The sequence below is a fragment of the Acidithiobacillus sp. TH-A67 genome (assembly GCF_057473545.1).
The window spans coordinates 1-26584 of the sequence record NZ_JBYCKU010000060.1 but is presented as its reverse complement, the minus strand read 5'-3'; the positions used below and the strand labels follow the sequence as shown (position 1 = coordinate 26584).

24 protein-coding genes are annotated in these 26584 nt (G+C 55.1%); 13 read left to right on the top strand and 11 right to left on the bottom strand.

Features of this window, described 5'->3' with window-relative positions; translation table 11 throughout:
- The 3 genes from AC2VNM_RS09740 to AC2VNM_RS09730 all read left to right on the top strand — a co-directional run.
- The coding region (locus tag AC2VNM_RS09740) for a helix-turn-helix domain-containing protein (protein WP_486913237.1) at positions 1-167 on the top strand (167 nt) is incomplete at its 5' end.
- 124 nt (positions 168-291) lie between these two features.
- Positions 292-462, top strand: a complete 171-nt coding sequence (locus tag AC2VNM_RS09735) for a hypothetical protein (RefSeq protein ID WP_483167243.1) — start codon at positions 292-294, stop codon at positions 460-462.
- Positions 459-638 carry a hypothetical protein gene (locus AC2VNM_RS09730; protein WP_215871602.1) on the top strand — a complete coding sequence of 60 codons (180 nt, stop codon included), beginning with the start codon at positions 459-461 and terminating at the stop codon, positions 636-638. Before AC2VNM_RS09735 ends, AC2VNM_RS09730 begins: the two co-directional genes overlap by 4 nt.
- 384 nt (positions 639-1022) lie before the next feature.
- On the opposite strand, the gene AC2VNM_RS09725 is transcribed toward AC2VNM_RS09730, so the two are convergent.
- The 3 genes from AC2VNM_RS09725 to AC2VNM_RS09715 all read right to left on the bottom strand — a co-directional run bounded on the left by AC2VNM_RS09725 (position 1023) and on the right by AC2VNM_RS09715 (position 3644).
- Positions 1023-2300, bottom strand: a complete 1278-nt coding sequence (locus AC2VNM_RS09725; protein ID WP_483166321.1) for a hypothetical protein — start codon at positions 2298-2300, stop codon at positions 1023-1025.
- 33 nt (positions 2301-2333) lie between these two features.
- On the bottom strand, positions 2334-2936 hold the full coding sequence (locus tag AC2VNM_RS09720; protein ID WP_486913235.1) for an SLAC1 family transporter: 603 nt from the start codon (positions 2934-2936) through the stop codon (positions 2334-2336).
- 186 nt (positions 2937-3122) lie between these two features.
- Positions 3123-3644 carry a hemerythrin domain-containing protein gene (locus tag AC2VNM_RS09715; RefSeq protein WP_483166323.1) on the bottom strand — a complete coding sequence of 174 codons (522 nt, stop codon included), beginning with the start codon at positions 3642-3644 and terminating at the stop codon, positions 3123-3125.
- Positions 3645-3939: 295 nt separating this feature from the next.
- On the opposite strand from AC2VNM_RS09715, the gene AC2VNM_RS09710 reads away from it, so the two are divergent.
- From AC2VNM_RS09710 to AC2VNM_RS09690, 5 genes are all read left to right on the top strand, one after another.
- Complete coding sequence (locus tag AC2VNM_RS09710; protein WP_486913234.1) at positions 3940-7722, top strand: nitrate reductase subunit alpha; 3783 nt, start codon at positions 3940-3942, stop codon at positions 7720-7722.
- A complete protein-coding gene (narH, locus tag AC2VNM_RS09705) occupies positions 7719-9290 on the top strand; it encodes a nitrate reductase subunit beta (RefSeq protein WP_486913233.1) in 1572 nt (523 codons plus the stop codon). Before AC2VNM_RS09710 ends, narH begins: the two co-directional genes overlap by 4 nt.
- The gene (gene narJ / locus AC2VNM_RS09700; protein ID WP_486913232.1) at positions 9287-9829 is read left to right on the top strand and encodes a nitrate reductase molybdenum cofactor assembly chaperone; all 543 of its coding nucleotides are present in this window, start codon (positions 9287-9289) and stop codon (positions 9827-9829) included. The genes narH and narJ overlap by 4 nt, the downstream gene beginning before the upstream one ends.
- Positions 9826-10524, top strand: a complete 699-nt coding sequence (gene narI / locus AC2VNM_RS09695; RefSeq protein WP_483166327.1) for a respiratory nitrate reductase subunit gamma — start codon at positions 9826-9828, stop codon at positions 10522-10524. The genes narJ and narI overlap by 4 nt, the downstream gene beginning before the upstream one ends.
- 430 nt (positions 10525-10954) lie before the next feature.
- Complete coding sequence (locus AC2VNM_RS09690; protein ID WP_483166328.1) at positions 10955-12268, top strand: MFS transporter; 1314 nt, start codon at positions 10955-10957, stop codon at positions 12266-12268.
- Between the two features lie 386 nt (positions 12269-12654).
- On the opposite strand, the gene AC2VNM_RS09685 is transcribed toward AC2VNM_RS09690, so the two are convergent.
- Both AC2VNM_RS09685 and AC2VNM_RS09680 read right to left on the bottom strand, forming a co-directional pair.
- On the bottom strand, positions 12655-13500 hold the full coding sequence (locus AC2VNM_RS09685) for a rhamnan synthesis F family protein (RefSeq protein ID WP_486913236.1): 846 nt from the start codon (positions 13498-13500) through the stop codon (positions 12655-12657).
- Positions 13501-13801: 301 nt separating this feature from the next.
- Complete coding sequence (locus AC2VNM_RS09680; RefSeq protein ID WP_483166329.1) at positions 13802-14179, bottom strand: ferritin-like domain-containing protein; 378 nt, start codon at positions 14177-14179, stop codon at positions 13802-13804.
- Positions 14180-14643: 464 nt separating this feature from the next.
- Between AC2VNM_RS09680 and AC2VNM_RS09675 the strand changes: the two genes are divergently transcribed.
- A complete protein-coding gene (locus tag AC2VNM_RS09675) occupies positions 14644-15243 on the top strand; it encodes a hypothetical protein (protein ID WP_486913231.1) in 600 nt (199 codons plus the stop codon).
- A 14-nt stretch (positions 15244-15257) separates the two neighbouring features.
- On the opposite strand, the gene alaS is transcribed toward AC2VNM_RS09675, so the two are convergent.
- The 5 genes from alaS to thiL all read right to left on the bottom strand — a co-directional run bounded on the left by alaS (position 15258) and on the right by thiL (position 21311).
- Positions 15258-17897 carry an alanine--tRNA ligase gene (gene alaS, locus AC2VNM_RS09670; protein ID WP_483166331.1) on the bottom strand — a complete coding sequence of 880 codons (2640 nt, stop codon included), beginning with the start codon at positions 17895-17897 and terminating at the stop codon, positions 15258-15260.
- Positions 17898-17926: 29 nt separating this feature from the next.
- Positions 17927-18385 carry a regulatory protein RecX gene (locus tag AC2VNM_RS09665; protein ID WP_483166332.1) on the bottom strand — a complete coding sequence of 153 codons (459 nt, stop codon included), beginning with the start codon at positions 18383-18385 and terminating at the stop codon, positions 17927-17929.
- Positions 18382-19422, bottom strand: coding sequence for a recombinase RecA (recA, locus tag AC2VNM_RS09660; RefSeq protein WP_483166333.1), 1041 nt, complete (start codon positions 19420-19422; stop codon positions 18382-18384). Before recA ends, AC2VNM_RS09665 begins: the two co-directional genes overlap by 4 nt.
- A gap of 70 nt (positions 19423-19492) precedes the next feature.
- Positions 19493-20317 (bottom strand): CinA family protein, encoded by an 825-nt coding sequence (locus AC2VNM_RS09655; protein ID WP_483166334.1) that lies wholly within the window; start codon positions 20315-20317, stop codon positions 19493-19495.
- Positions 20307-21311, bottom strand: a complete 1005-nt coding sequence (gene thiL / locus AC2VNM_RS09650; protein ID WP_486913229.1) for a thiamine-phosphate kinase — start codon at positions 21309-21311, stop codon at positions 20307-20309. The genes AC2VNM_RS09655 and thiL overlap by 11 nt, the downstream gene beginning before the upstream one ends.
- Before the next feature lie 89 nt (positions 21312-21400).
- Here thiL and gluQRS point away from each other — a divergent pair, with 89 nt between their 5' ends.
- Together gluQRS and AC2VNM_RS09640 are read left to right on the top strand one after the other, a co-directional pair.
- Positions 21401-22279 (top strand): tRNA glutamyl-Q(34) synthetase GluQRS, encoded by an 879-nt coding sequence (gene gluQRS, locus AC2VNM_RS09645; protein WP_486913228.1) that lies wholly within the window; start codon positions 21401-21403, stop codon positions 22277-22279.
- Between the two features lie 60 nt (positions 22280-22339).
- Positions 22340-22849, top strand: coding sequence for a DUF4124 domain-containing protein (locus AC2VNM_RS09640; RefSeq protein ID WP_483166337.1), 510 nt, complete (start codon positions 22340-22342; stop codon positions 22847-22849).
- 29 nt (positions 22850-22878) lie between these two features.
- Here AC2VNM_RS09640 and AC2VNM_RS09635 read toward each other — a convergent pair whose 3' ends face one another.
- On the bottom strand, positions 22879-24135 hold the full coding sequence (locus AC2VNM_RS09635) for a type II secretion system F family protein (RefSeq protein WP_483166338.1): 1257 nt from the start codon (positions 24133-24135) through the stop codon (positions 22879-22881).
- A 373-nt stretch (positions 24136-24508) separates the two neighbouring features.
- Between AC2VNM_RS09635 and groES the strand changes: the two genes are divergently transcribed.
- Positions 24509-24799 (top strand): co-chaperone GroES, encoded by a 291-nt coding sequence (gene groES, locus AC2VNM_RS09630; RefSeq protein WP_483166339.1) that lies wholly within the window; start codon positions 24509-24511, stop codon positions 24797-24799.
- Positions 24800-24850: 51 nt separating this feature from the next.
- Entirely contained in the window at positions 24851-26500 is a 1650-nt protein-coding gene (gene groL / locus AC2VNM_RS09625; protein WP_483166340.1) for a chaperonin GroEL, read from the top strand.
- Positions 26501-26584 lie beyond the last annotated feature (84 nt).

Genomic DNA, 26584 nt, shown 5'->3' with positions numbered 1-26584 from the left:
TTTCCCTTCCTGCGAAGAAGGTCAGCATCGCGGCGCGTCTGGGATTGACGCCAGAAACCTTCTCGCGCGTCCTCCGCCGCCTGAAAGATGCCCATGCCATCGATATGCAGGGGCAGCATATCGTGATTCTGGATCGCAAGAAGTTGTTGGCTATCAGTCTGGCGTGAGCGTAGGGGCTGCGTTCCTCTGAATCGCTGCCGTTGCAGATGTCCCGATGCCCGCATAGGGCATCTTGACATACAGGTTCCAACAGATAAGACAGGAACTGATTACTTACTATTGGATGATGTCATGGATTCCTATCCCTCACATCTACCCGCCGACGCCGCCACCGCGATGTTCATCGGTGCCATCCAGGGCCTGGTGATGCAGACCCTGCTGAACGGCAAACCCCAACATATTCGCAGCGCGGCGCCAGGAATGTTCGCGCTGTACCACCGCTGCATTCGGAGCCAGCCATGACGTTTTCCGCAATAAACTGCCGCACCCTGCTGCTGCTTGCCGTATTGGTGCCCATTCTGATCTTGTTCGGCTACGTAGCGCTACGCTCGGGGTCGCTGGCGCCGGTGTCGGTCACGACAACCAAGGTGGCAAGCCGCGCCCTGCAACCGGCGCTGTTCGGCATCGGCACCGTGTAGGCGCACTACACCTACAGTATTCCCGATCGTGGTCGGGCGGGGGTTGCGGTTGAACGTATACGTGGCCGACCACGTCAAGGCTGGTCAGCTTCTAGGCGAGATGGACCCGGTCGATCTCGGCTAGCGTCAGGCCGCGCTCGATAGGGTTTTTAGTCACGGCGACCGCCACTGTCGCCACAGTGTCGTGCTTGCAATCGTCACGGGAGCGACCGGAAATGCTGGCCTGTCGCGCAGTCCTCGACGTATCCGGCAAATGGCAGGTGCAGTATCGTACCTACTCAAAACGCCGATATGCTCTTATATAACCATGCATGGCAAATAAAAATGCAGCGATACACCGCTGCCAAGAATTGCACGTCACTATGTGGAGGAGGAGAAGTGCTCTCAGAAACTGTATTGCAACATCAGGCGATCATCGACAAATGTGCCATGATAATTGGCGAAAGGATTACTGTGATCGATGGCAAGACGATTGCGTAAGGATAATCCCTTCCAGAATCCTCCTGGGGTATAGGTAACGTCAATGTAGTTGGCCTCGACATTGGGAAGAAACGGTGCCGTGTGGTACCAGCTGTAGGAGTATTTGAAGCGAAGGGTGGGTATGGGATGAAAGACAAATCCGGCCTTCCAGGCATGTCCCGCAGCAGAAGCTGAAATCAGACCATAATCCATAATACTAGTGTAGAGAGGATCCGCGCTGTACTGTTGGGTATAGGGGGAAATGAACCCACCGTTGGGCAGGATTTTACCGTTAGGCAAGGTTGTATCACGCTGCGGAATGTTGTCGTATGCCGCAAAGACCGAGCCGCTCATACCATAAAAGTGTGCTTTTATCCCCAGCATACCGCCAAATACCGTAGCATTCACGGGACCAGTCAGCTGGGCTCCATCAGCCCACTCCCGCGCGTACTGAAAATCGGCGAAAGGCTGGAAATGCTGCAGCAAGACTGGGGTAGTATAACCTACGGTGCCATAGAATAGATTCGTTAAGTCATAGAACCGGTAGTACCATGCCGCTGCTTTTATCCCCAGTTTTTGTCCCTTTATACCAAAGGCTAGAGTACCGTCGCTGTTGTTAGGCAAATAGTTATAGTAGGAGTTGTAGTTGAGCAACGTCTGTCGATGATAATCGGACTGAATACGGTTTTTATAACGAAACTCGCGGATACCAATGATGCTCAGGTTGGGTAGAGGATGGACCGTTACGGAAACGGCCTGATACGTGTTAGGGATCATGAACGCATCGGCGGTTCCCATCCAAGGTGTATTGAGCAGGAGATTGCCAACGTCTACCTGCAGCCATGGATTCTGATACTGCAAATAGGCTTGCCCCAAGACATTTAAGGAAGTTCTTGACCCCATCAACAAGGGGTCGAGGCGCAGCTCGCGACCGTTGGTATCGTTGGCCCCAAGATCATTGGCGGTATAGAAGGCAACGCCAGCGCTAACGCCATACAATGGAGCTGTCTGCACCTTGATCATGCCACCGAGGGAATAGGCATAACGATTTTCTACCGAATCACCGCCAAACATTTGATTATCATAGTAGGACCGGATATTGCCGCTTACTGTGGATTTCTCGAGGAACTGTTGTATGGTTTCTCCGTAGCTAATTGCTGGTAGCGCAATCAGCCCGATGATCAATAGCGGTATTGGTTTCATTGATTTCTCCTTTTTTTGGCCTGCAGGATAAAACTACCTATCTGCCTGTTTCTGATGCCAGCCTTGGACTCTCGCACTGCATAGGTAATCCGGTTTCTTCGGATAAACAGGGAACACAGAAGAGCCCACCCGTCCACATGTAAAAAACTCTTCTGTGTGGCGATCACCCAGAAAAATGCCAGCATTGCGGTAAAGACCACGCCCAAAGGGGCAAAAATCCAGAAGCCGATCTTGTCGGCGAGCAAATAGGTTGCTGAATTGAAAACGCTCAAGAGGAAGGTAAAGCCCCACCAGCCCATATTGAATTGAACGGCAGTCCATCCCACAGATAGCACAGGATATCGCCATGCACATCCACCACAGGCCAAAGCCCCACAGGAGGGCAACCATCAGACCCGCCATTTGTGCGAAATGCGTCATCTCCGCCAGGGCACCGTGAAAATTGGCAAAATCTGCATTGCCCAGAGTGATCATTATCATTGCACCGGTACCGATCGGTCCCAGTGGCAGCCAACTAGAAACCGCCATATCCTGATGCGGCATTTTGTGCAGAATCAAGCGAAGCAACAGAATCGCGAGAATCTCCATCGCCAGTAGCACCAATATCGCCCAGAACACATAACTCAGGTAAATCACGTTCTCAGCTGCAGCAGGAGCTTGGTGTGGTGCCAGCAACCGCCACTGGCCGCGGCAATCGCGGGCGACACGATGGGTAGCCACCAGGCGGCTGTCAAACCCATGTCAAAGGCAAAGCTGGAATATGACGGTCAAAGCCACACCCAACAGGAAAAAACCCATGCCCAGAGAGGACGTTATTTTTGTTCATGCACCGCGCTCCTCGTCACGTCGCCTCTGCAACATGGTTTCACCGATGGCTCTGGCAGAATCTGGGTCCAGGAGTTGTCGAGCAAGAGGGAAAATCTCTCCATCCTCCAGGGCGATGTGAACGCGGTTCATTGTAATGAATGGCTCAAGTCGTAGTGCTCGAATCTTTTTGGTAGCGACCAAGTCGCGCAGATCCTCTGCAAGATTCTGCCAAGCCTCTTCCAGCTGGCGGTGTTGGGCAGTCAGGTTTCGTAAGGGTGCACGAAGAAACTCTGGAAAATCCGGATGTACCAAAAGCCAAGGGAAGAGCGCGAATTCTTCATCGGCATGGTGGGCTGGGCCGGCAAGATCAAAGTATCGTAGAATACGCTCGGCAGCTGTCAACGACTCGTTGTCCACCCCATGACTTTGCAAATGCCCAGGGATCCGCTCTAAGGTGTCGCAGTGCTTCTCTATGCGCCGATGGCAAGCCAACAAGAGTCCTACCGGATCATCAAAGGAGGGTGCAGATACATCCATCAAATCCATAGCATAACCCTCTATAGAGTCTATTGATCACCTAACGACTACAGATCATCATTAGCGTTCACCAAACGCGACGCCGCGATTCTGTGACCTACCGCAGAACCAAGCCAGGAGCTGTATCGTTTCGCTACGATGACGCAGCGCACAGACGTTTACCTTGATTCCGATCAAGAATCCTCGCTCATCGCGGATACGTACGGACAACACTATCTCGCCCTTCAGAATAGTCTATACTTGGCGCAGATGCGAACTGGCTGAGCCTGTCCCACGTGAAATGGAGGAGGACTAAGTGAGTCACTTATTGGATCGACTGAAATTCTTAGTGCGCGATCAAGAAGCGTTTGCCGATGGCCACGGCGTAAAATTGCGCGACGATCGTCAGTGGGAGGACGCCTATCGCCACCGTTGGCGCTACGATAAGATCGTACGCACTACTCATGGGGTAAACTGCACCGGTGGATGCAGCTGGAATGTGCATGTCAAAAATGGATTGGTGGTTTTTGAGATGCAGGCTCACGATTACCCGGAAACGCGCCCAGACCTACCCAATCACGAGCCCCGGGGATGTCAAAGAGGCGCCAGCTTTTCCTGGTACCTCTATAGTCCACATCGTATCAAATACCCGATGGTTCGCGGACGCTTGCTGGAGCTTTACCGCGCCGAGAAGGCTCGGGGAAAGGATCCCGTGGAGGCTTGGCGAGCCATCCAAGAAGACCCGCGCAAACGCAGCAGCTACATCGCTGTTCGAGGCTTGGGGGGCTTTGTTCGTAGTTCTTGGGAGGAAGTCAATGAGATTATCGCCGCCGCGAATGTGTATACCATTTTGCAGTACGGCCCAGATCGCATTGCCGGATTTTCCGTCATCCCGGCCATGTCCATGATTAGCTATGCCTCGGGCGCCCGTTACCTCTCCCTCATCGGCGGGGTACCGTTGAGCTTCTACGACTGGTATTGCGACCTCCCCCCCTCTTCGCCCCAAGTCTGGGGGGAGCAGACGGATGTGCCAGAGTCGGCCGATTGGTTCAACTCTACTTATATCATTGTCGCAGGCACCAATATCCCAGCAACCCGCACCCCAGACGCACACTTTTATTCCGAAGTACGCTACAAAGGGACGAAAGTGGTCGCTATGGCACCCGACTATGCTGAATATGTCAAGTTTGCCGATGAATGGCTACCCGTTCGAGCCGGGACCGACGCGGCATTCTTTTTGGCTATGGGCCATGTCGTCTTGCAGGAATTCTATATTCAAAAGGAAGTCCCCTATTTTATAGACTATTGCCGCCGTTTCACGGACTTACCCATGCAGGTAATACTCCGACCTCTACCGGATGGCCACCACACCAGTGATCGCTTCCTCCGGGCTGGTGATTTCAAAGATCAGTTGGGGCAGGATTCCAATCCGGACTGGAAAACCATCATTTTTGACGAGCTAACTAAGAATTACCGGTGTCCAAAGGGGTCAATAGGCTTCCGATGGGATGAAGCTGAAGGCAACTGGAACCTGCTTCAAGAGGACGCCAGCAGCCATGCGCCCATTGTTGCCGAACTCTCGGCTTTAGGAAAGCCCAATACCGAACTTGTAACCGTGGTTTTTCCGTACTATGGCAAGCGCGGTGAAGATGTACCCGCTTTGATAGAGCGCAAAGTTTCAGCTCGGCGCCTGCAGACAAAACATGGAGAATTACTCGTTTGTTCAGTTTTTGATTTGTTACTAGCTCAGTATGGTGTGCGTCGAACCGGTGTAGAAATAGTAGAAGAGAACGATCCGCTTGCTGACTATTCGGATCCCGATCATTGCTTTACGCCAGCCTGGCAGGAGTCCATCACGGGCATACCCCAAGATGTGTGTGTGCGTATTGCCCGCGAGTTCGCGCAGAATGCCGTAGCCACGCAAGGCCGTTCTATGGTGATAGTCGGTGCAGGTACCAATCATTGGTATCACAACGACATGAACTATCGCGCTATCATAAACCTAGTACATCTTTGTGGCTGTGTCGGGCAAAGCGGCGGCGGTTGGGCACATTATGTCGGACAAGAGGCGCTTCGGCCCCAGGCGGGATGGCTTCCTTTATCCTTCGCCAGCGATTGGTATCCCCACGCTCGCCAAGCGGCCGGCACCAGCTTCTGGTATCTTCACACAGACCAATGGCGGTACGAGCGTGTCCATGCGGAACAGCTTCTGCAGCCGGCAGCTAAGGCCAGCTATCGAGGCCATACTCTCGCTGACTATAATGTCGTTGCCGAGCGAATGGGTTGGTTGCCTGCAGCGCCGCACTTTGATCGCAATCCCTTGGAGATTCTGGCGAGCCTGGAACAACAGGGATGCACGACGGACGCAGATGCCATCGAGGCTGTTATCACAGACTTGCAAAATGGAGACTTACGATTTGCCAGCGAGGATATTGATCACCACAATAATTGGCCACGTAATCTTTTTGTATGGCGCAACAATCTAATCGGTACCAATGCCAAGGGGCACGAGTATTTCCTCAAACACTTACTCGGCGCAGAAAACGCCGTGCTGGGACGCGATGATGCGGGAGCTTCCAGTCAAGAAATAAAATGGCGAGAGTCTGCACCTATAGGAAAACTAGATCTGATGGTCGACATCAACTTTCGTCTGAATAGCACCGGCGCTTACTCTGACATCATCTTGCCCACTGCTACCTGGTACGAGAAAAACGACCTCAACACTACCGATATGCATCCATTTATCCACCCTCTAGGTGCTGCAGTAGACCCAGGTTGGGAGAGTCGAAGTGACTGGCAGATTTTCCGGAACATTGCCCAGCGTTTTTCTAAACTTGCCACAAAACATCTTGGCATCCGAAAAGATCTTTTAGCGTTAGCTTTACTGCACGATAGCCCTGACGAATTGGGCCAAGCTATTGGTGTCGATGACTGGAAAAGGAAGGGTACAAGACCAATACCGGGACGGAATTGTCCGCGTTTAGAAATCGTGACTAGAGACTACAGCCAAGTTTACCACCAATACTGCTGTATCGGACCTCGTCTGCAAGACTTGGGCAATGGTGCGAAAGGGGAACATTGGGAAGCAGGACAGGAAATAGAGGAGTTACTACATATAAACGGCGCATTCCAGGGCGAGGACCAAGAAGACGCTCACCGACCCTCTCTCAGCACAGATATTCAAGCCTGCGACATGGTCTTACATCTCTCTCCGGAAACCAACGGCGAGGTTGCATACAAAGCGTGGCGTTCCCTAGAGAAGAAAACGGGCCTACAACTGACTCAACTGGCCGCGAACCGGCGCGATGAGAAAATCCATTTCCATGATCTCCAAGTACAGCCCCGGAAAGTTATATCTTCTCCGACGTGGAGCGGCCTGATGTCCGATGCCGTCAGTTACAATTCTGGATACATCAATATTCATCATGCCGTGCCCTACAGAACCCTGACTGGACGTGGCCAATTTTATCTAGATCATGAGTGGTTTCTGGACTTTGGTGAGGGATTCTGCACCTATCGCCCACCACTACCAACCTTGGCAGTCCAAGGTTTGGACGAGCGCTTCGACACTCAGAATGGGTTGTTATTGCGATTCCTCACTCCACACGACAAATGGGGCATCCACAGCACCTATCATGATGACCTACGTATGCTCCATCTCTCGCGAGGAGGCCCCCATATCTGGATCAGCGAGAAAGATGCCGATCGTCTGCATATCGCGGATAATGACTGGGTCGAGGGAATCAACGAGAACGGGGCACTTATGGCACGTGCCGTTGTAAGTCAAAGAATACCCGAAGGGGTCTCGATCATGTATCATCAGCAAGAGAATACCATCAATGTCCCTGGCGCACCTAGCACCGGTAAGCGCGGTGGAATCAATAATAGCGCCACTCGCGTCATTGTTAAGCCGACCCATATGGTCGGAGGCTATGCCCAACTTGCCTGGACGTTAAACTATTACGGTCCCGTAGGCAGCCAGCGCGACTCCGAAATCCTGATTCGCAAGGTAAGCGATGCAACAATAAAGTGGATGGAAGGGCCACTAACGGAAAAAGACGAAGCCATACTTAGGCAAGCCGTGGAGGGCACCAGATGAAAGTCCGTGCACAATTTGCTCTCGTTTTCAATCTCGATAAATGTATAGGATGCCACACTTGTTCCGTTACCTGTAAGAATACCTGGACGAATCGCCGCGGTACGGAATACATCTGGTTTAATAACGTCGAAACGAAACCCGGCGTAGGATATCCTAAAAACTGGGAGAATCAGGATCACTGGCACGGTGGATGGGTGCGCAAGAATGGTAAGCTGCATTTAAAACAAGGTGGGCGCCTTTGGGAGTTGATGACCATATTCGCTAACCCACACCTTCCTGAAATCCTCGATTATTACGAGCCATTTTCGTTTAATTATAGCCATCTGGTGGATAGCCCCCTGGTCGAAACGGCACCCGTAGCTCGACCCGTCTCCCTAGTGAGCGGACGTACATTAGACAAAATCAACTGGAGCGGCAATTGGGAAGATCAACTAGGTGGAACCTATAAAACTCGTTCAGTAGATTACAACTTGCGCGAGGTCTCGAATAAAGAACTTCTTGGAGAGTTTGAAAAGACCTTTTTTTTCTATCTGCCACGCATGTGTAACCATTGTCTCAATCCAGCTTGTGTAGCCGGATGTCCCTCGGGAGCGATCTATAAGCGAGAAGAAGACGGTATCGTCCTGATTGACCAGGATCGTTGTCGGGGATGGCGAATGTGTATTTCCGCCTGTCCCTATAAGAAAGTATATTTTAATTGGGAATCTGGAAAATCGGAAAAATGTATTGCTTGCTATCCGCGAGTAGAGTCAGGTCTGCCGACCATCTGTTCCGATACATGCGTCGGCCGTATCCGCTATAACGGCATCATGCTATACGATGCAGACCGGATTGCAGAGTACGCAAATACTGAAAATCTGGAAGACCTTTACGAGGCACAACTTCAGATCTTCCTCGATCCGCACGATCCAGAAATTGTAGCTCAAGCTCGTCGGGACGGTGTTCCAGATTCTTGGATTGATGCAGCCCAGAGATCGCCAATATATAAAATGGCCGTAGACTGGAAGATTGCGCTTCCGTTGCATCCGGAGTTTCGCACCTTACCGATGGTCTGGTACGTACCTCCCCTATCACCCATGGGTAGAGAAATACATCCCAAACGCATCCCTAAAACTGCAGACGAGGTACTTCCCCGTCTGGAATCGTTGCGGATTCCAATTGATTATCTCGCAAGTCTCTTTACCGCAGGAAAACGCGAACCAGTAATTGCGGCTTTGACGAAGCTTATCGCCCTGCGTGCCTATCAGCGCAGTATACACGTGGACAAGAGCGCCAATCTAGATGTTTTGTCTGGCGCTGACCTGGATGTTGCTACAGCACAAGAGATGTATCGATATCTAGCGCTCGCACATTACGACGACCGCTTTGTTATTCCTACCAGTCATCAGGAAACAATGATGGATGATCCATACGATTTTCAAGGGCAAAACGGCTTTGTCTTTGGTAATGATAGCAGCACCGGAATCAGCCCTCCTGAGATCTTTCCCAAACGACGCAAGGAAAGTCCTGGTGCTAACGTACAACCTTTACACTTCCGTCCTTACTATAACAATAAGGACACGGCATGATCCGGCAGCCGTTGTTTCACATTTTAGCTTTGCTGTTGGACTATCCTGGCAGCAACCTGAGCGCGGCTCTTTCAGAAATTCACACATCAGTAGATGCCGACGAGTTTCTTCCATTGGAACGAAAAGTCTTATTACAGCATATCGAATGGATGGAAAAGCAAGAGTCGTTAGCTCTAGAGGCCAAATACGTCGAGACCTTCGATTGGACACCGTCCTGCGATTTACACTTGAGCGCACATCTCCTTCCAGAAGATGACCGCGGCCGAGGGACCGTGTTATTACGATTATTGGAGCACTACTCAGCACACGGTTGGGTCCCCAGCCCTCAGTATTTACCAGATTACCTTCCAGTAATTCTCGACTTTGCCGCGACCCTCACTATAGAGGAAAGTCGTGTATTTCTCTCCGCCGCACAGGAGTCTATAACAATTCTGGAAGAAAAGCTGCGTGGCATTCATAGTCCCTATGCGAGACTGGTTGCGATAATTCTTCCATACGCACAACTCGTTGATAACTTACCAGCTGGAGTAGAGTCATGAACTGGTCCTGGAATTATTTTCTCTTTGGGGTTTATCCTTTCATTGCGGGAACAACATTCCTTGTGGGGTCCATAATACGCTATGAGCGAGAACAGTACGGTTGGTCTAGCTTTTCCAGTCAAATTCTCGCATCCAAGCGCTATATGATGTGGGCGAGTAATCTCTGGCATATCGGAATTCTTACGCTCTTTCTCGGGCACTTTACAGGATTTCTCACCAATATCTTGGAATGGCTTGGTGCAGATCCGGTTGAGCATCAGTGGATTGCTGCCGGCGCAGGTATTACCGCCGGCGTAATTGCAATGATCGGCGGTCTTATGCTACTGCTTCGGCGTCTCCTTGATCCCAACGTACGCTACGCTAGCCGTTTCATGGACATATTTATTCTGGTTTGGTTGTTGATCACACTATGCTTTGGATTGGGTACTCAGTTTATTAGCGTACCAGACGCGCTATCTGATCACGTCCAAAACATGCAAATACTCATACAGTATGTAAGAAGTATAGCTACGTTTCAGCCAGATCCGTCTCTGATACGGAACATTCCCATTATTTATAAAATCCATATGTTTTGCGGGATGACGGTGTTTTTTCTTTTCCCTTTTAGCAGATTGGTGCATATCTGGACTGTACCCTTAAATTACGCTATTCGTCCATATCAGCTGGTGCGGGCCAAAATCCGTTCGGTCATATAGATGAGAATGTGGAGGAAAAAGAACGTATAGGGCTTCAGCAATGAATGAGTGTGATCTCTCTACATGATGTTCTTAGCCGACGAAATCCCAATTATTGCAATTAAATGTCACGCTTTGCGGATAAAATAATCATGCTCAGGATGCGTAAAGTGCAGGCTTGCCAAGCGTCGGAACCACACTCATGTATGCTGTTCCAACGTTCGCGATTGATCCGCCGGATAGAATCCTCATCCATCAGCGTGGAGCCGAGATATCTGTGGTAGCGCATACAGAGTTGGCGTACATTGTCTGGCGCCGCAGGCTCTCAAGGAGATAGTTTTGACATTAGGTGGATGCTTTCGACCGTGAGATTCACACCATTATTCCGCAAGTCTGGACAGCTTCGGAATGAATGAGTGAGTTCGTAGGAAATAACCCTGGAGGACTATATATGGCGCAGCAAGTTAGCAGCATTCAAGGATCACCTCGAAGCGTTCTGACCGGAGCGACTATTGGCTTTTTTATTGGGGCTGGATCAGTATCTCTCTATGGGCCGACTGCGCACATCTTTGTGCAAGCCATGCACCTATCTCCCACACAAATTGGTTGGTTGGTCGGTATGCCGATGCTTACCGGTTCTCTGCTTCGCATTCCTTTTGGCGCATCTGTTGATCATAATGGGGGTCGCGTTCCCTTCCTGATCCTGCTAATCGCGTCCTTAGTTGGCATAGCAGGGCTCTACTGGATGCTGCTGACCTTGTATCCGAATCATCTGGATGCTCATTACTATCCCTATTTATTAGGATTAGGCGCTCTCGCAGGCAGCGGCATTGCTACGTTTTCTGTGGGCATTGGACAAGTATCGTATTGGTATCCAAGAACAAGTCAAGGCAAAGCTTTAGCCATATTTGGTGGATTAGGAGACTCTTCTCCAGGTTTCGTTGCACTTATTTTACCAATTGTGATAATGGTAGCCGGCCTTTGGTCCGGCTATCTGTTTTCCTTAATCATGATTATTTTGGGAATCTTATTTTATTATTTCTGGGGCAAGAATGCGCCATATTTTCAGCATGCGCGCCATATGGAAAAAGGAGAAGCAAAAATTCGTGCCAAAGCAGACGGAGAAGATCTGTTTCCAGCAGGCGGCCTCTGGAAATCACTCGTCTTATCTGCGCGGCATTGGCGAACATGGCCATTGGTTTGGCTTTATTTTACAAACTTTGGCGGGTTTCTTGCACTCACGGTCTGGTTCCCTACCTTCTGGAAAAACTACTATCACACCACCATTTTGACGGCCACCATTCTGACTGCGAGCTTCTCTTTGCTCGCTGCATTCATCCGCATTTGGGGCGGCGCTCTCGCCGATCGTAAGGGAGGAGAGCCAATAGCTGCTATTTCATTAATTATCTTGCTTGTCGGCGCAATCGTTATGACGTTCTCACAAATGTTCTGGTTGACAGTGATAGGCGAGTTGCTGGTGGGTGCCGGCATGGGTATTAACAACGGTGCCGTTTTTAAGTTGGTACCCCACTACGTACCGGATGCTGTAGGAGGTGCGTCAGGATGGGTCGGTGGTCTCGGTTGTCTGGGCGGCTTCGCAGTACCACCTCTCCTAGGTGCATTCGTTGATCGCTTCGGAAGTCAGGGGTATCCCTTGGGCTACTGTGTATATATTGGGTTAGCAATGGTGAGCTTGTTGTTGATCTGGATATCCAATGCAGGAACAAAACGCTGGGGTAAGAACTTGGAGCACCGCCAATCGTAACCGTCCGAGTAACCCACCTAGTCGCCTGAGGTCTGTTCAGGATACGGTAGGGCTCGTCCAGTTCCAGGGGGGAAATTCGTGAAGTTTTTTGGCGGGCCAGGTGGGGAGTTTATCGAGGACGTTGTATCACCTCCAGTGAAAATCCGGGGATAGCGTCAGCAAAAATTTACACAGTGAAAAGATGGGTTGGGTGCACTGTATCCGGTACGAAGGCGCAGCCGGTCAGGGAGAGTGTGGCGGCCAAGCCAATGACTTTGGCGGCAAGGGAGATTTTGTGTTGCATGATGCGGTCCTGTTTTGCGTGGATATCGGTTGCATACCATCTTACTTATTCAAAATAATGATGAACCAGATTTCTAGATAGAAAAAGTGGTTTATTTTATTTTTTATTTCATTCTCTTTCTTTTCGTGCTGTAAATTTTTAGCCCTTTTTTAGTTATTTTTTTTATCGCTTTTTTTATATCATTAATTTTTGTTGTTGGATAATCTGCGCTTAAAATATCGTAGCCAGATTTTTTAATAAAAAGCGGAAAAAGTCTTTCAAAAGAATGCGCCAATGTTCCGTCCAGTTGATTTTTTTCATCTTCAAAAATATCAGATCCTAGATTTAACGATTTCAAATAACTTAGGGCCGCACCCCTTACATAAAACATTGTTCCTGCCGAAAAATCCCACTTAGCCCTGCAAAGATTATCAATTCCAAAAAGTTTTGCAAAATCTAACATATTCGGATTGTTTCCAATGTCCGCATCGGAAAACATAGAAACTCTATCGTGAAATATCATGCCAACACTTTCTAGCTCATCGAATGCTGTAGACACCCATTTAAAGCAACTTTTATCACCAATATTATATTTTAGGTGAACCTCTGCCCATTTTGATCCGTCTGTTAAATGCGAGCTCTTTTTTGTGTGAGCCTTTAAAATTATATTATATTCTTCAAGGAGAAAGTTATTTAGCACATAAATAAATGGCAAAACATCGCGCCCCTTGTTTTCTGTTATGATTACAAAACAACTGAATTTACTTGTTTCAGCCCTTTTTATGACGTGTGCAGCAGCTTGTTCTGATGTTGTTGCAAAAACATCGGCATCATCTGATAAGGATTCTATTTGATCAAATAATGTGTCAACTAATTCTGGATAGTAAAAATGAGCAACAATTCCAAAGTTTTTACTGCTCATATTTCCCCGTGGAGTGCTAGCCGTTAATTTCTGGCAGCGATCAGACAAATTGTCCCTTGACGTTTCATGTGGGTAGCCTGAGATCCTGCTTGCCCAAATATCCAAGTTTCTGCTACCGGACAAAATGCATTCTTTGGTTCGGTAGGCGCTCGGTGCCGTTGGTATAATCTACTAGTTTTCCTCAAGGCCGGCAAGGCCATGTGTAGCTGCTACAAGTAACCCTTGCCAACGTTGCTCCCGATCTGCATCCTTGCCAGTAATGCCATCCATCATCCACTCCCATGCAACGAAAGAGCAGTCATGGTCGGACAACCAGCTTCAACACGGAAGAACGCCCCTCAGCGAGCGGTTACGGATTACTGAACTGTTTCACTGCCCCCAAATACGCCTTGGCAGCGCAGATTTCCAAGCCTGCGGCAAAATGCAGTGCGTCGGCCTGGTCCTTCAACTTATTGACAGGGAAACCCCAGGCCTTGGCCAAGTCACCCATGGAGGCGGTGAGTGGCAGCTTGGCCGCGACCGGCTTAGCACCCATCTTCTTGATCGTCTCGGCGAGTACGTCCGCGTGCGCTTCATGATCCTTTTGAAATTCCAGGGCCAGTTTGAGCGGACCCGGCTTCAGGAGCTTATTGTCAGCTCCCACCTGGTAGGCCGCAATCGCCTGATGTTCGGCATTCAGGGCAAAGTTCAGGATACCCAGATCGTGGCTCTCGCTGTTCGCAGGCATCCCTGCGGCCCGCACCGTGGCCGGCAAAACCAGATTTCCGGCAGCCGCCAGACCCAGACCAAAAAGGGCACTTTTTTCAGAAAATCCCGACGATTTGCGCCAACTTGCTCATTTTCCAGCATGATATTCTCCTGCCTGTGACGAGAAAAGAGTGATGAACTGTGTCATCACAGTCTAGTATGCACGGCGCAGACCTGTGGATGCATCCTAACTGCTGATCAGCGTCACGTCTCCCAGTAAAAACGCTGGAACGCCTGCTGATCACCACGCGTAACAGCAAGTAGCAGTCGCTCCAGCTCGGCTGTGTCAATCATGAGGCATTACGGGACAATTCATGATTCCTCACACTTTTGCATTCACACCTCTCTGCCGCGAAGCCGTATGCTCATTGCTAGAGTCTGGCCCAAAGATAGCGAAGAGTACCTGTACTTGACCACGAGCGGGACGCAACTGGAGAGAGCATCATGAGAAAGCAGATGAGATTTTCCCTAAGAAATGGCCTGTTGGGTATTGCAGCCCTCGGCTTGAGTGGTGCCGCGATGGCTGCCCCCATCGATCTGCAACTGAACATTGGCACGCCGGCGTACTACCCGCCTGCGGTCGTCGCCACTCCGCCACTGATGGTCTGGCTGCCCAGTCTGGGCGTGTATGCGGCTTATGGCAGCTCCCAGCCCATTTTCTACGGTGGCTCCAGCTACTACTACTTTTACGGCAATCGATGGTGGGTAGGTCCGGCATACCGTGGGCCGTGGCGCCCGATTGCCGCGCCACCCCCGGGATTACAACGCTGGCATCCCGGCGATTGGCAGCGGGTGCAGAACGAGGCCCATTACCGTGCGCGCGACCCGCATTGGCGGCAGTTCCGGCCGCAAGCCCGGCTGCAACCCCCCGTTCCTCAGCAATATCGGCCACACAGACCAGAGCACGGAGCACAAGGATGGAACCGCCCAGGAGATCGCGGACCCGACCATGGCAATCCCGGCCACGGTGACCATGGACACGGAGACCATGGGCCGGCGGGAGACCGTGGTTGGCAGGGCGACCATGGCCCTGGCCGCCCCTGATTGCGGTCACTCCCTCAGGAGGCAATCTTCTCGTTAAGCCACGTCCTTGCCTCGGCCATCGCCGCGTCCAGCCCTTCCGGTTGGGCGGCGCCGGCTTGGGCCATGTCCGGTCGTCCACCACCTTTGCCTCCCAGCGGTTTCGCGACCACATTCACCAGTTCACCCGCATGGACCTTGCCATGCAGTTCCTTGCTGACCGCCGCCAAGAGCGACACCTTGTCATCGGCAACACCGGCCAGAACGATGATACCGGAGCTGATTTCCGAGCGGAGACGATCGAGCACCTCGCGTAGGGCCTTTGCATCCATTCCGTCCAGACGTTGCAACAGGACCGGGACATCCTGAATGCGCTCTACCCGCGCGGCCAGATCGGCACCCGCGGAGGCGGCCAATTCACGCTTGCTGCGCTCCAGCTCCTTCTCCAGTTGCCGTAAGCGTTCCAGGGTCTGGACCAAACGCTGATCGAGTTCGGCGGGGGCTGTCTTGAGCAAGGCCGCCGCCCCGCGCAGGCGTTCCTCATCCTGCTGCACACTGCGCAAGGCGGCCTCCCCAGCTACCGCTTCGATGCGGCGAATCCCCGCGGCGACGGCGGACTCGCTCAGAATCTTGAAGAAGCCGATCTCCCCAAGGGCAGCGACATGGGTGCCGCCACAAAACTCCAGCGAGTGCTCCCCCATCAGCACAACGCGAACTTCCTCGCCATATTTCTCGCCAAAGAGGGCCATGGCACCCAAGGCCTGGGCCTCGGCCAGGGGCAATACCCGCGTCTCGGCCTGCACATTGGCGCGAATGGCCGCATTTATCTCACGCTCGATGGCCTGTAACTCCGCCGACCCCAGAGGCTCCGGATGGCTGAAGTCGAAGCGCAGCCGTTCGGCATTCACCAGCGAGCCTTTTTGCTGCACATGGGCGCCTAAACGCCGGCGTAGGACCGCATGCAGAAGATGCGTCGCCGAGTGGTGCGCGGCGGTAGCAGCACGGGAAGTGGGATCGACCGCTGCCTGCAGGATCTCCCCAACCCGGATACTGCCGCGTTCCAGAGTACCGATGTGCACATGCTGGCTGGGCACCGGCTTTTGCGTATCCGTCACGGTAAAGAGTACTTCCAGACCATGGAAGAGCTTGCCGACGTCACCCGCCTGCCCACCCGACTCAGCATAGAATGGCGTCTGATCTAGGATGATCGCAGCGGACTCGCCCGCCGTCAGAGTGTCCAAACTGGCGCCATCGCGCACGATGGCAAGCACGCGCCCGGCCCCTTCGCAACCGCCATAGCCCAAAAATTCCGTAGGCGGCAGTTGCATGGCCAAGTCATGATAGATCTTTTCCGCCTTCACCGCGCCACTGCCCGACCACGCGGCGCGGGAGCGTTGGCGCTGCTCAGCCAGGGCCGCGTCAAAGCCCGCCATGTCCATCTCCAGGCTACGCTCACGGGCAATATCGGCCGTCAAATCAACCGGGAAACCGTAAGTATCGGACAGACGAAAGATGACCTCTCCGGGGATGGGCGCCCCTGCCGGCAGTTTGGTAATGGCCTCGTCAAGGAGATCGAGCCCGCGCTGTAAGGTCTCGCGGAATTTGTCTTCCTCGCGATGCAGCTGCCGCTCGACCTCGTGTTGTGCCTGGCGCAGCTCCGGGTAGGCATCACCCATGCTGGCAACCAGCGGTGCCACGAGACGATAGAAAAATGCATCCTCGATGCCCAGTTTGCGCCCATGCCGCACCGCACGGCGGATGATACGCCGCAGCACATAACCACGACCTTCATTGCTCGGCATGACCCCATCGGTGATCAGGAAACTGCAGGCGCGGATGTGATCGGCCAAGACCCGCAGACTGGTATCACTTTCGGCGCTGGCACCATAAGGGGTAGCGGCAAGCTCTGCCGCGGCTGCGATCAGCACCTGAAAGATGTCGGTGTCGTAGTTGTTGTGTACGCCCTGCAGGACCGCCGCCAGACGTTCCAGTCCCATACCGGTGTCGACCGAAGGCTTGGGCAAGGGCGTGAGCTTACCCGAGCTGTCCCGGTCGTATTGCATGAAGACCAGATTCCAGATCTCGATATAACGGTCACCGTCAGCATCGAGGCTTCCGGGCGGGCCGCCAGGGATTTCCGCACCATGATCGTAAAAAATCTCGGAACAGGGACCGCAGGGGCCGGTATCGCCCATGCTCCAGAAGTTGTCCTTGTCGCCGCAGCGGGAAAAGCGCGTCGCGTCGACTTTCATCTCGTCGAGCCAGATTGCGGCCGCTTCGTCATCCTTTTCGTAGACCGTCACCCAGAGTTTTTCGGCTGGCAGGCCCAGGGTCTCGGTGAGGAAACGCCAGGCAAACTGGATGGCTTCCCGCTTGAAGTAATCGCCAAAAGAGAAATTACCGAGCATCTCGAAGAAGGTATGGTGCCGTGCGGTGTAACCAACATTTTCGAGATCGTTGTGCTTGCCGCCGGCGCGCATGCAGCGCTGGGTGGAGACGGCCCGCGTATAGGGGCGCTGCTCCAGTCCAAGAAAGGTATCCTTGAACTGCACCATACCCGCATTGGTGAAGAGCAGCGTCGGGTCATTACGCGGCACCAGCGGGCTGCTGGGGACGATCTGATGCCCTTGGCTGGCAAAAAACTCCAGAAAAGCGGTACGGATGGCTGCTGACTTCATATGACTCCCTGAACGATACTCGGCGGGGCTCACTCCCCATCCGCAAAAAAATCTTCTCCGGCCAACGCCTTGCGAATCAAATCGGGAGGAAAGCCCCGCCCCTGTAAAAAACGCGCCCGACGTGCCCATTCCTTGGCGTCGCCAGGTGCCTGCTCACCAAAACGCTTCTGCAGCACCTGCCGCGCCCGTGCCAGCCAATCGACCTCTGCCAGCAAGGCGCGGTCATCGCCTGCGCCACTCGCGCGCCAGTCCTGCGCCACCCGCACGGGACCCTGACCACGCGCTGCTCGACTGCGCATCCGCGCCTCACGGTAGCGGGCATCGCTCAGATATCCGCGCCCTTCCAAACTTGCAAGGACCGCATCCACCGCCTCGGCGGCGAAGCCAGACTGCCGCAAGAGGCGAGATCGTAACTCGGCGCGGGCGTATTCTCGGCGCGCCAGCAATCGCAGGGCAGCGGCCTCGATGGCCGCCTCCCCGTCACTCATACCTCGGCTTCGGCGAGCCCCGGAAGCTCTTCGGCAAAGGCCAGCGGGTGCCCCAGGGCCGCGGCACGCACTTTGTCCTCGATGGCCTTGGCTACTTCCGGATGCTCTTTCAGATACTGGCGGGCGTTTTCCTTGCCCTGCCCGATCCGCTCCGTGCCGTAGCTGTACCAGGCCCCACTCTTTTCCAAAATGTCGAACTTGACGCCCAGATCGACCAGCTCCGACAGACGCGAGATGCCTTCGCCGTAATAGATGGCGAACTCCGCCTCGCGAAAGGGAGGAGCCACCTTGTTCTTGACCACCTTCACCCGAGTATCGTTGCCAAGGACCTCGTCGCCCTTCTTGATCGCGCCAATGCGGCGGATATCCAACCGTACCGAGGCGTAAAACTTGAGGGCATTGCCGCCGGTGGTGGTTTCCGGGCTGCCATACATGACACCGATTTTCATGCGAATCTGGTTGATGAAAATGACCAGGGTATTGGTACGCGAGATGTTGGCGGTGAGTTTGCGCAGCGCCTGACTCATCAGACGCGCCTGCAGACCGACGTGCGAATCACCCATCTCGCCTTCGATTTCCGCCTTGGGGGTCAGGGCGGCCACAGAATCGATGACGATGAGATCGACGGCACCGGAGCGCACCAGCATATCGGCAATCTCCAGCGCCTGTTCGCCGGTGTCCGGCTGCGAGATGAGGAGATTTTCGAGATCCACCCCGAGCTTCTGCGCGTAGGTGGGATCGAGGGCATGTTCGGCATCGATGAAGGCCGCGGTACCGCCGGCGGCCTGACAACTGGCGATAGCGTGCAGGGTCAGGGTCGTTTTGCCGGAGGATTCCGGCCCATAGATCTCGACGATACGCCCGCGCGGCAGCCCACCGACCCCCAAGGCCAGATCCAACCCCAGGGAACCCGTGGAATAAACGGCAATGTCCTTGACAGCGCTCTGCTCGCCCAGGCGCATGATGGCACCCTTGCCAAACTGGCGGTCGATTTGCGATAGGGCCGCAGCCAGCGCCTTGCTCCGTTGATCATCCATCTTGCCATCTCCTCGTTGGGGTACCCGGGCATTCTACCCGAGGGATTCGCTCAGACCAATCTTGGGATGCTCACTCTACTGCCAGCAAACCCAACAAGCCACCGATGGCGACCGTGCCGGCTGCATATTGCACTGCCCAGCGATCACCGGCGAAAAGCAACGTGCACACCTGCCGTCGGCTGCGGCTTGCCCAGCCCAGACAGACGGTGCCTACTGGTTTGCCGGGCACTGCGCCGCCCGGGCCGGCAATACCGCTGACCGCAACGGCAAGGTCGGCATGACGCAGGGCACCATCGAGCATCTCGCCAACCACGGCCTCGGAGACCGCACCATGCGCCTGCAGTGTCTCGCCCGAGACCCCCAGCATCTCTTCCTTGGCGGCATTGCTGTACACCACAAAACCCTGGCGCAGCACGGCAGACGATCCCGGCAAGGCGGCAATGCGCGCGGCAATTCCGCCAGCGGTGCAGGACTCCGCCGTCGCCAACTGCCAGCCGCGGCTCTCAGCCCAGCGCAACAAGGCCCACTCCGGCGGCGCCAGATCCAGTACCAGTCCGTCCCCATCTCCCACCCAGATTTCTCCCGGCAAGGCAGCATCCGCTGGGGTCACGTCAAAGCGGGTGCGCGGCATTGCCGCAAGCGGCCAGTAGCGACACAGATATTCTGCAAGCCTCGACCAGTCGAGGGGGTCAAGAAGGGTTCCACCGGCAGCTTGCCAGGCAGCGGCATTGGCAAAGTCTCCCAAGGCCACGCCAATCACAGCATCCAACGGTAGCTCGCGGCACAGGGACAAGCGCACGGGCTGCCCCGCCCCCTCGATCCAGGCCGCCACCCGCTGCGCCATAGGCAAGGCAGCGGGCTGCAGAGGGAAATAAATCGGAAATTCAGAGTGCATGCTCGTGCCCCCATTGTGTCGGCAACGTTCGTTCTTCGCCCTGCCAGAAAAGCCGCACACCCGACTCAGGCGGCAAAATCCGCCCTACCCTGCACAAGGGCGTCGCGGTGCGCCGCGCCGCGTCCTGCAGCTCGTCGGCCAGGGAGGGCGGCGCGCAGAGGATCAACTCGTAATCGTCGCCACCGGTGAGGACAGTGCGCGATAGTCGTTCCTCATCCTCCGCCACCCACTCCGCCACCGGCGGACTCAGGGGCAGGCACTCGGCATCGATACGCGCACCGACCCGCGAAGCGCTCAAAATATGGCCCAGATCCGCGAGAAAGCCATCCGAAACATCCTGAGCGCAAGGAACGCGCAAGCGTTGCGCCGCCTGGGCAAAGGCAAGACGCGGCGTAGGACGCAAGCGTCGTTGCTCCAGCCAGTCGGCCCCTGCCAGGGGCGGGGTCTCCTCGCCCCGGCGTGCGGCAAAGGCGCGCTCCAGGGCCAGTGCCGCATCGCCCAGGGTACCGGTCACATAGATATCGTTCCCCGGCTGCGCTGCGTCCCGCTGCAAGGCCGGTCCACTGAGCAGTCCCAGGACAGTCACCGTCACGGTCAGCGGCCCATCGCTGGCCACCGTATCGCCGCCCACCAGACGCACGACAGACGAAGATGCAAGGATCTGCCAGCCACGCACAAAGTCGGCACGCCAGGCAGCCGTCGCCAACCCAGCCGGCAAAGCCAGATTGAGCAAGGCCCAGCGCGGTTCGGCGCCCATGGCGGCAAGGTCACTGAGGTTGACGGCCAGCGCCTTCCAGGCCAAATCCGCGGCGTTCACGTCGGCAAAAAAATGCCGCCCCGCCACCAAGGTATCGGTACAGGCCACCAGCGACCGTCCGCCACAATCGAGCACCGCAGCGTCATCGCCAATGCCAATCAGGGTACCATCCCCAGGCCGCTCCTGGCCCAGGGCATCCCGCAGTTCGGTAATCAGGGCAAACTCACCGGAGGACATTCAGATAACTCCCAAGCAGGTATTCAGCATTTCGCTGCGGACAGAGTATGCTGGCATGTACGGCTGTTTCCTCTTTCGCGTTTGCAACGATGCCCACAGACTCCCGCAACAATCTACCGATTCGCCTGGCGCAAGTCATTACCGGCCGCTTTGCGCCAAGTCCCAGCGGGCCCTTGCATGCGGGCTCGGCACTGGCGGCCATTGGCAGTTACCTGAGCGCTAAGTCCCAAGGGGGACGATGGCTGCTGCGTATCGATGACATCGACAGCACCCGTTGTCGGCCAGAGGCTGCCGGGCAGATTCTGCGGCAGTTGGACTCCCTCGGACTCGCATGGGACGGCCCCCTTCGCTACCAATCGCAGCACCAGGATCAATACGCCGCGGCGCTGCAACGGCTGCGAGAACAAGAGCTTGCCTACCCCTGCGACTGTACCCGGCAAAGCCTCGCCCACCGACCCTGCAGCTGTCGCAGCCAGCCGCCACGCAGTCCCCGGGCCTGGCGTCTGGATTTGCACGCCCTACTTCGCGCGCCCTGGCAAGATCGCTACCTGGGCACTCAGGAATTCATTCCTCCCGAGCAGCCCCCGGCTCTGTTGCGTGCCGATGGACCGTTTGCCTATCTCCTCTGCTGCGTGGTGGATGATGCCGAACAGGGAATTACCGAGGTGATCCGCGGGGCCGACCTGACGGCCATCACCCCTCTACAGCAGTACCTGCAAAGGCAACTGGGTTTACCGTCGCTCCAATATGGGCACCTACCCTTACTTTATGATGCTAAAGGCAAAAAACTCTCCAAAAGCGACAGCGCCACTGCCTTTGATGCCAGAATCGTCTGGGAACAGAGCCTGCAGACGCTGGGTTGGGAAACTCCCGCCGATTTGCGCGGTGCAAGCCCCGATGACTGGCGCGACTGGGCCCTTGCAGAATGGGCCAGAAGATGGGATGGGTTGAGACGATCTGCGGGATGATTTGGGGTATCCATGGGAAAAGGTTTATGGTAATCAGTAGCAAGCGCAAATGAGCAAAACATGCGGAAAACACGGAGTTTGCCCAGATATCTCGTCGTTGTGAGTGCCTGCTGGTTGGTGATGCCAGTCCTGGCACCCTCGGCACTTGCGCTACCCATTTACCGCTGGGTCTCGCCCGAGGGCGTGGTCAGCTTTGGCAATCAGCCACCCAAGGACGCTAGAGACGTGCAAAAAATCGGTGAGCAGAGTCCCATATCGGCCACCCCACCGGCGCCCGTCGTGGAGCAACCCGCGCGGAAAGCGGGGCAAACAGAGCAGAAAATTGCCAAGGACGAGGAGCTTGCCGCCAAGCTCAATCTGCTACGCGCTCTGGAAAACTATCTGGGACAACGGCAGCCACAGATCATCCATGAAGACCGCGGCCCGTCCCTCTTTCTCTATCCGCCCTACCCCTATCAACCCTACCCCCGGCTGCCCAAGCCACGTCCGCCACAATCGCCAACGGTAGACAACGGACTGCCGCAAATCCCGCCGTGGTACACCGGTCCCTGGCCGCGGCAGACACCCTGAGTCAGAGCACGCCGAGCAAGGACTTACCTTTACCCGCCGTGGGTCACGACCGCGCCCATCTTGAAGATCGGCAGATACATCGCCACCACCAGGGTCCCCACCACGATACCCAGGATGACCATGATGATCGGCTCCATGAGGGTTGACATGCGATTGACGGCCTCGTTTACCTCGTTTTCATAGAAATCCGCGACCTTGCCCGACATCACCTCGACGGCGCCGGTTTCTTCACCAATGGCAAGCATCTGCGTGGCCATCAGGGGAAACACGCCATCTTCTTTGAGCTTGGTAGAGATACGCCCGCCTGCGGCAACATCGGCGCGGGCATTGAGCACGCTCTTTTCGATGATGGCGTTATTGGACACCCGGGAAAGGGTATCCAGGGCATCGAGAATGGGTACACCGGCAGCCTGCATGGTCGAGAGCGTGCGATTGAAACGAGCCACCGCACCCTTCAGCAAAATATCGCCCAAGACCGGAATTTTCAGGGCATAGCGATCGACAAGCACCTTGAATTTGTCACTGCGCCGGTAGGCATAGCGAAACAGAAACACGGCAGCAATGGGCGTTACCACCACGATGTACCAGTGCCCGCGCATCCAGTTGGAAATATTGATGACCACCTGGGTCAACAGCGGCAGGGTAGCACCAAAGCTACTGAAAAGGTTCGCGAAGACGGGAATCACGAAGATCATCAGGATGACCACCACGACGATCATGACGGTAATGATCGCTGCCGGGTAGAACATCGCGGATTTGACCTTTTTGGTCAGGGCCAAACTCTTTTCGCGGTAATCCGCCAAACGCAGCAGGATGGTGTCGAGAATACCGCCCTGCTCGCCCGCCGCTACCAGCGAAACGAAGAGGCGATCAAAGTATTTGGGATAGTGCGCCAGAGACTGCGACAGGGATTCGCCTTCGTTCAGATGGCGCAAAATGCCCTTGAGCAACTTGCGCATACCGGGCTGGGAAGTCGCTGAAACCAGCAGCTCGAAACTCTGTACCAAGGGCACGCCCGCATTGATCATCGTGGAAAGCTGACGCACCATGACCACCAGACTGGCTTCCTTGATCCCCTCCCCGCCCAGGAGCGGTTTAGGCGCTTTTTTGACCACGATGGGGGTAAGCCCCGCCCGCCGCAGACTGGCCTTGACCACATTGGCCGAGGCCGCCGTCATCTCGCCTTTTTGCCGCGTGCGCCCATCTGCGGTCTTGGCTTCCCAAACGAAATCGGTCAGATTGACCTTTTCCGTTTGCCGTTGTTGTCCCTTCACGGCGGTTGCCATACCTTTCTCTCCGCTTACCCCGCTTCTCTTGCCCGAGGCAATTAGACGGCGTCAGCCGGATTGTCCAGGTGCCAATCAACCCCCTCCAGGTCACTGAAAAACGAATAAATGCCACCGGCCGTCTCGAAAAATACCAACACCTTTCAATAGCTGCCCCACACCACACTTCCCTCAAATGCACCACGTAATTGCTGCGCTGCAGGTTGTCGCGCAAGCACAGTTACCAGGGTCGCCCGACAGAAAGCGCTTCTCTTGTGTAACCCCCTTGACACCATCTCACGGATGCCTATGATTAGCACTCGGCGAAGGTGAGTGCTAACACTCATCTTTGGGGGGTTCTGATTTTGGTCCAATTTCGATGAGGAAAGCTTCTATGAAACTGCGTCCGTTGCATGATCGTGTTGTCATCCGCCGCCTGGAGGAAGAGCAGAAGACTGCCGGTGGCATCATCATTCCCGATACCGCCAAGGAAAAGCCGGTGCAGGGCGAAGTCGTGGCCGTCGGCCATGGCAAGATTCTGGAAGACGGCAAGGTTCGTGGCCTGGATGTGAAGGTAGGTGACCGCGTTCTGTTTGCCAAGTACGCCGGTACGGAAATCAAGGTCGAAGGCGAAGAGCTGCTAGTGATGCGTGAAGACGACATCATGGCAGTGGTCGACAAGTAAGCCATCCGAAATTTTCCCGATATTTTCCACATTCGTTGAAGAGGTGATTCCATGCCTGCTAAACAAGTAGCTTTTGCTGAAATAGCCCGCGAGAAGATGCTGCGCGGTGTCAATGTCCTGGCTGATTCGGTCAAGGTGACCCTGGGGCCGAAGGGCCGTAACGTGGTGCTCGACAAGTCTTTCGGCGCCCCCACCATCACCAAGGATGGAGTATCCGTCGCCAAGGAAATCGAGCTGGCCGACAAGTTCGAGAACATGGGCGCACAGATGGTGAAGGAAGTCGCTTCCCAGGCCTCCGACGAGGCCGGTGACGGCACCACCACCGCTACCGTGTTGGCCCAGGCCATCATCCGTGAGGGTGTCAAGGCGGTCATCGCCGGCATGAACCCCATGGACCTGAAGCGCGGCATCGACAAGGCGGTCATCGCCGTGGTCGAGGACCTGAAGAAGCAGTCCAAGCCCTGCAAGACCCAGAAGGAAGTGGCCCAGGTGGGCACCATCTCCGCCAACTCCGATGACTCCATCGGCAAGATCATCGCCGAGGCTATGGAAAAGGTCGGCAACGAGGGCGTGATCACCGTCGAGGAAGGCTCCGGCTTCGAGAACGAGCTGGATGTGGTCGAGGGTATGCAGTTCGACCGCGGTTATATCTCTCCTTACTTCGTCAACAATCAGGACAAGATGGTTGCCGAGCTGGAGAATCCCTACATTCTGCTGCACGACAAGAAGATCTCCAACATCCGCGACATGCTGCCGGTGCTGGAAGGCGTGGCCAAGGGTGGCCGTCCGTTGCTGATCATCGCCGAGGACGTCGAGGGTGAGGCCCTGGCGACCCTGGTGGTCAACTCCATGCGCGGCATCATCAAGGTAGCGGCGGTCAAGGCCCCAGGCTTTGGCGATCGGCGCAAGGCGATGCTCGAAGACATGGCCATCCTCACCGGCGGCCGCGTCATTAGCGAGGAAGTGGGCATGAAGCTGGAAGGTGCCTCCCTAAGCGACCTAGGCGAGGCGAAGAAGGTGGTGATCAGCAAGGAAAACACCACTATCATCGACGGCGCCGGCCAGCAGAAGGAAATCAAGGCCCGCGTAGAGCAGATCCGTCGGCAGATGGAAGAAGCAACCTCCGACTATGACCGCGAGAAACTGCAGGAGCGCGTTGCCAAACTGGCTGGCGGTGTGGCGGTGATCAAGGTGGGGGCTGGCTCCGAAATCGAAATGAAGGAGAAGAAGGCCCGCGTGGAAGACGCCCTGCACGCGACCCGTGCGGCCGTCGAAGAAGGCATCGTCCCCGGTGGCGGTGTGGCCCTGGTCCGTGCCCGCAAGGTGCTGGACAAGATCAAGACTGACAACCACGACCAGGAGATGGGCGTGGCCATCATCCGCCGCGCCATCGAAGAGCCGCTGCGCCAGATCGTTGCCAACGCCGGTGGCGAGGGCAGCGTGGTGCTGAACAAGGTGCTCGAAGGCAATGACGGCTACGGCTACAACGCCGCCTCCGGCGAGTATGGTGACATGTTCGAGATGGGCGTCATCGACCCCACCAAGGTCACTCGTACGGCTTTGCAGAAGGCCTCCAGCGTCGGCGGTCTGATGATCACCACCGAAGCGATGGTTACCGAACTTCCGAAGAAGGAAGACAAGGCCGGTGGCGCGCCCGATATGGGTGACATGGGCGGCATGGGCGGGATGGGCGGCTTCTAAGTCATCCTACCCCAGCGGTAACGAATGGGCTGGTCCTGCGGGGCCAGCCCGTTTTTTTGGCCACTGCCCGGTAAGTGTCAGGAG

Bases quoted from the DNA above. Each gene is read 5' to 3' on its own strand.
- groL (WP_483166340.1), top strand. From the start codon at position 24,851: ATGCCTGCTAAACAAGTAGCTTTTGCTGAAATAGCCCGCGAGAAGATG.
- AC2VNM_RS09725 (WP_483166321.1), bottom strand. From the start codon at position 2,300: ATGAAACCAATACCGCTATTGATCATCGGGCTGATTGCGCTACCAGCA.
- groES (WP_483166339.1), top strand. From the start codon at position 24,509: ATGAAACTGCGTCCGTTGCATGATCGTGTTGTCATCCGCCGCCTGGAG.
- recA (WP_483166333.1), bottom strand. From the start codon at position 19,422: ATGGATGATCAACGGAGCAAGGCGCTGGCTGCGGCCCTATCGCAAATC.
- narH (WP_486913233.1), top strand. From the start codon at position 7,719: ATGAAAGTCCGTGCACAATTTGCTCTCGTTTTCAATCTCGATAAATGT.
- AC2VNM_RS09665 (WP_483166332.1), bottom strand. From the start codon at position 18,385: ATGAGTGACGGGGAGGCGGCCATCGAGGCCGCTGCCCTGCGATTGCTG.
- thiL (WP_486913229.1), bottom strand. From the start codon at position 21,311: ATGTCCTCCGGTGAGTTTGCCCTGATTACCGAACTGCGGGATGCCCTG.
- AC2VNM_RS09635 (WP_483166338.1), bottom strand. From the start codon at position 24,135: ATGGCAACCGCCGTGAAGGGACAACAACGGCAAACGGAAAAGGTCAAT.
- AC2VNM_RS09640 (WP_483166337.1), top strand. From the start codon at position 22,340: ATGCGGAAAACACGGAGTTTGCCCAGATATCTCGTCGTTGTGAGTGCC.
- alaS (WP_483166331.1), bottom strand. From the start codon at position 17,897: ATGAAGTCAGCAGCCATCCGTACCGCTTTTCTGGAGTTTTTTGCCAGC.
- narI (WP_483166327.1), top strand. From the start codon at position 9,826: ATGAACTGGTCCTGGAATTATTTTCTCTTTGGGGTTTATCCTTTCATT.
- narJ (WP_486913232.1), top strand. From the start codon at position 9,287: ATGATCCGGCAGCCGTTGTTTCACATTTTAGCTTTGCTGTTGGACTAT.
- gluQRS (WP_486913228.1), top strand. From the start codon at position 21,401: ATGCCCACAGACTCCCGCAACAATCTACCGATTCGCCTGGCGCAAGTC.
- AC2VNM_RS09690 (WP_483166328.1), top strand. From the start codon at position 10,955: ATGGCGCAGCAAGTTAGCAGCATTCAAGGATCACCTCGAAGCGTTCTG.
- AC2VNM_RS09730 (WP_215871602.1), top strand. From the start codon at position 459: ATGACGTTTTCCGCAATAAACTGCCGCACCCTGCTGCTGCTTGCCGTA.
- AC2VNM_RS09735 (WP_483167243.1), top strand. From the start codon at position 292: ATGGATTCCTATCCCTCACATCTACCCGCCGACGCCGCCACCGCGATG.
- AC2VNM_RS09675 (WP_486913231.1), top strand. From the start codon at position 14,644: ATGAGAAAGCAGATGAGATTTTCCCTAAGAAATGGCCTGTTGGGTATT.
- AC2VNM_RS09715 (WP_483166323.1), bottom strand. From the start codon at position 3,644: ATGGATGTATCTGCACCCTCCTTTGATGATCCGGTAGGACTCTTGTTG.
- AC2VNM_RS09655 (WP_483166334.1), bottom strand. From the start codon at position 20,317: ATGCACTCTGAATTTCCGATTTATTTCCCTCTGCAGCCCGCTGCCTTG.
- AC2VNM_RS09680 (WP_483166329.1), bottom strand. From the start codon at position 14,179: ATGCCTGCGAACAGCGAGAGCCACGATCTGGGTATCCTGAACTTTGCC.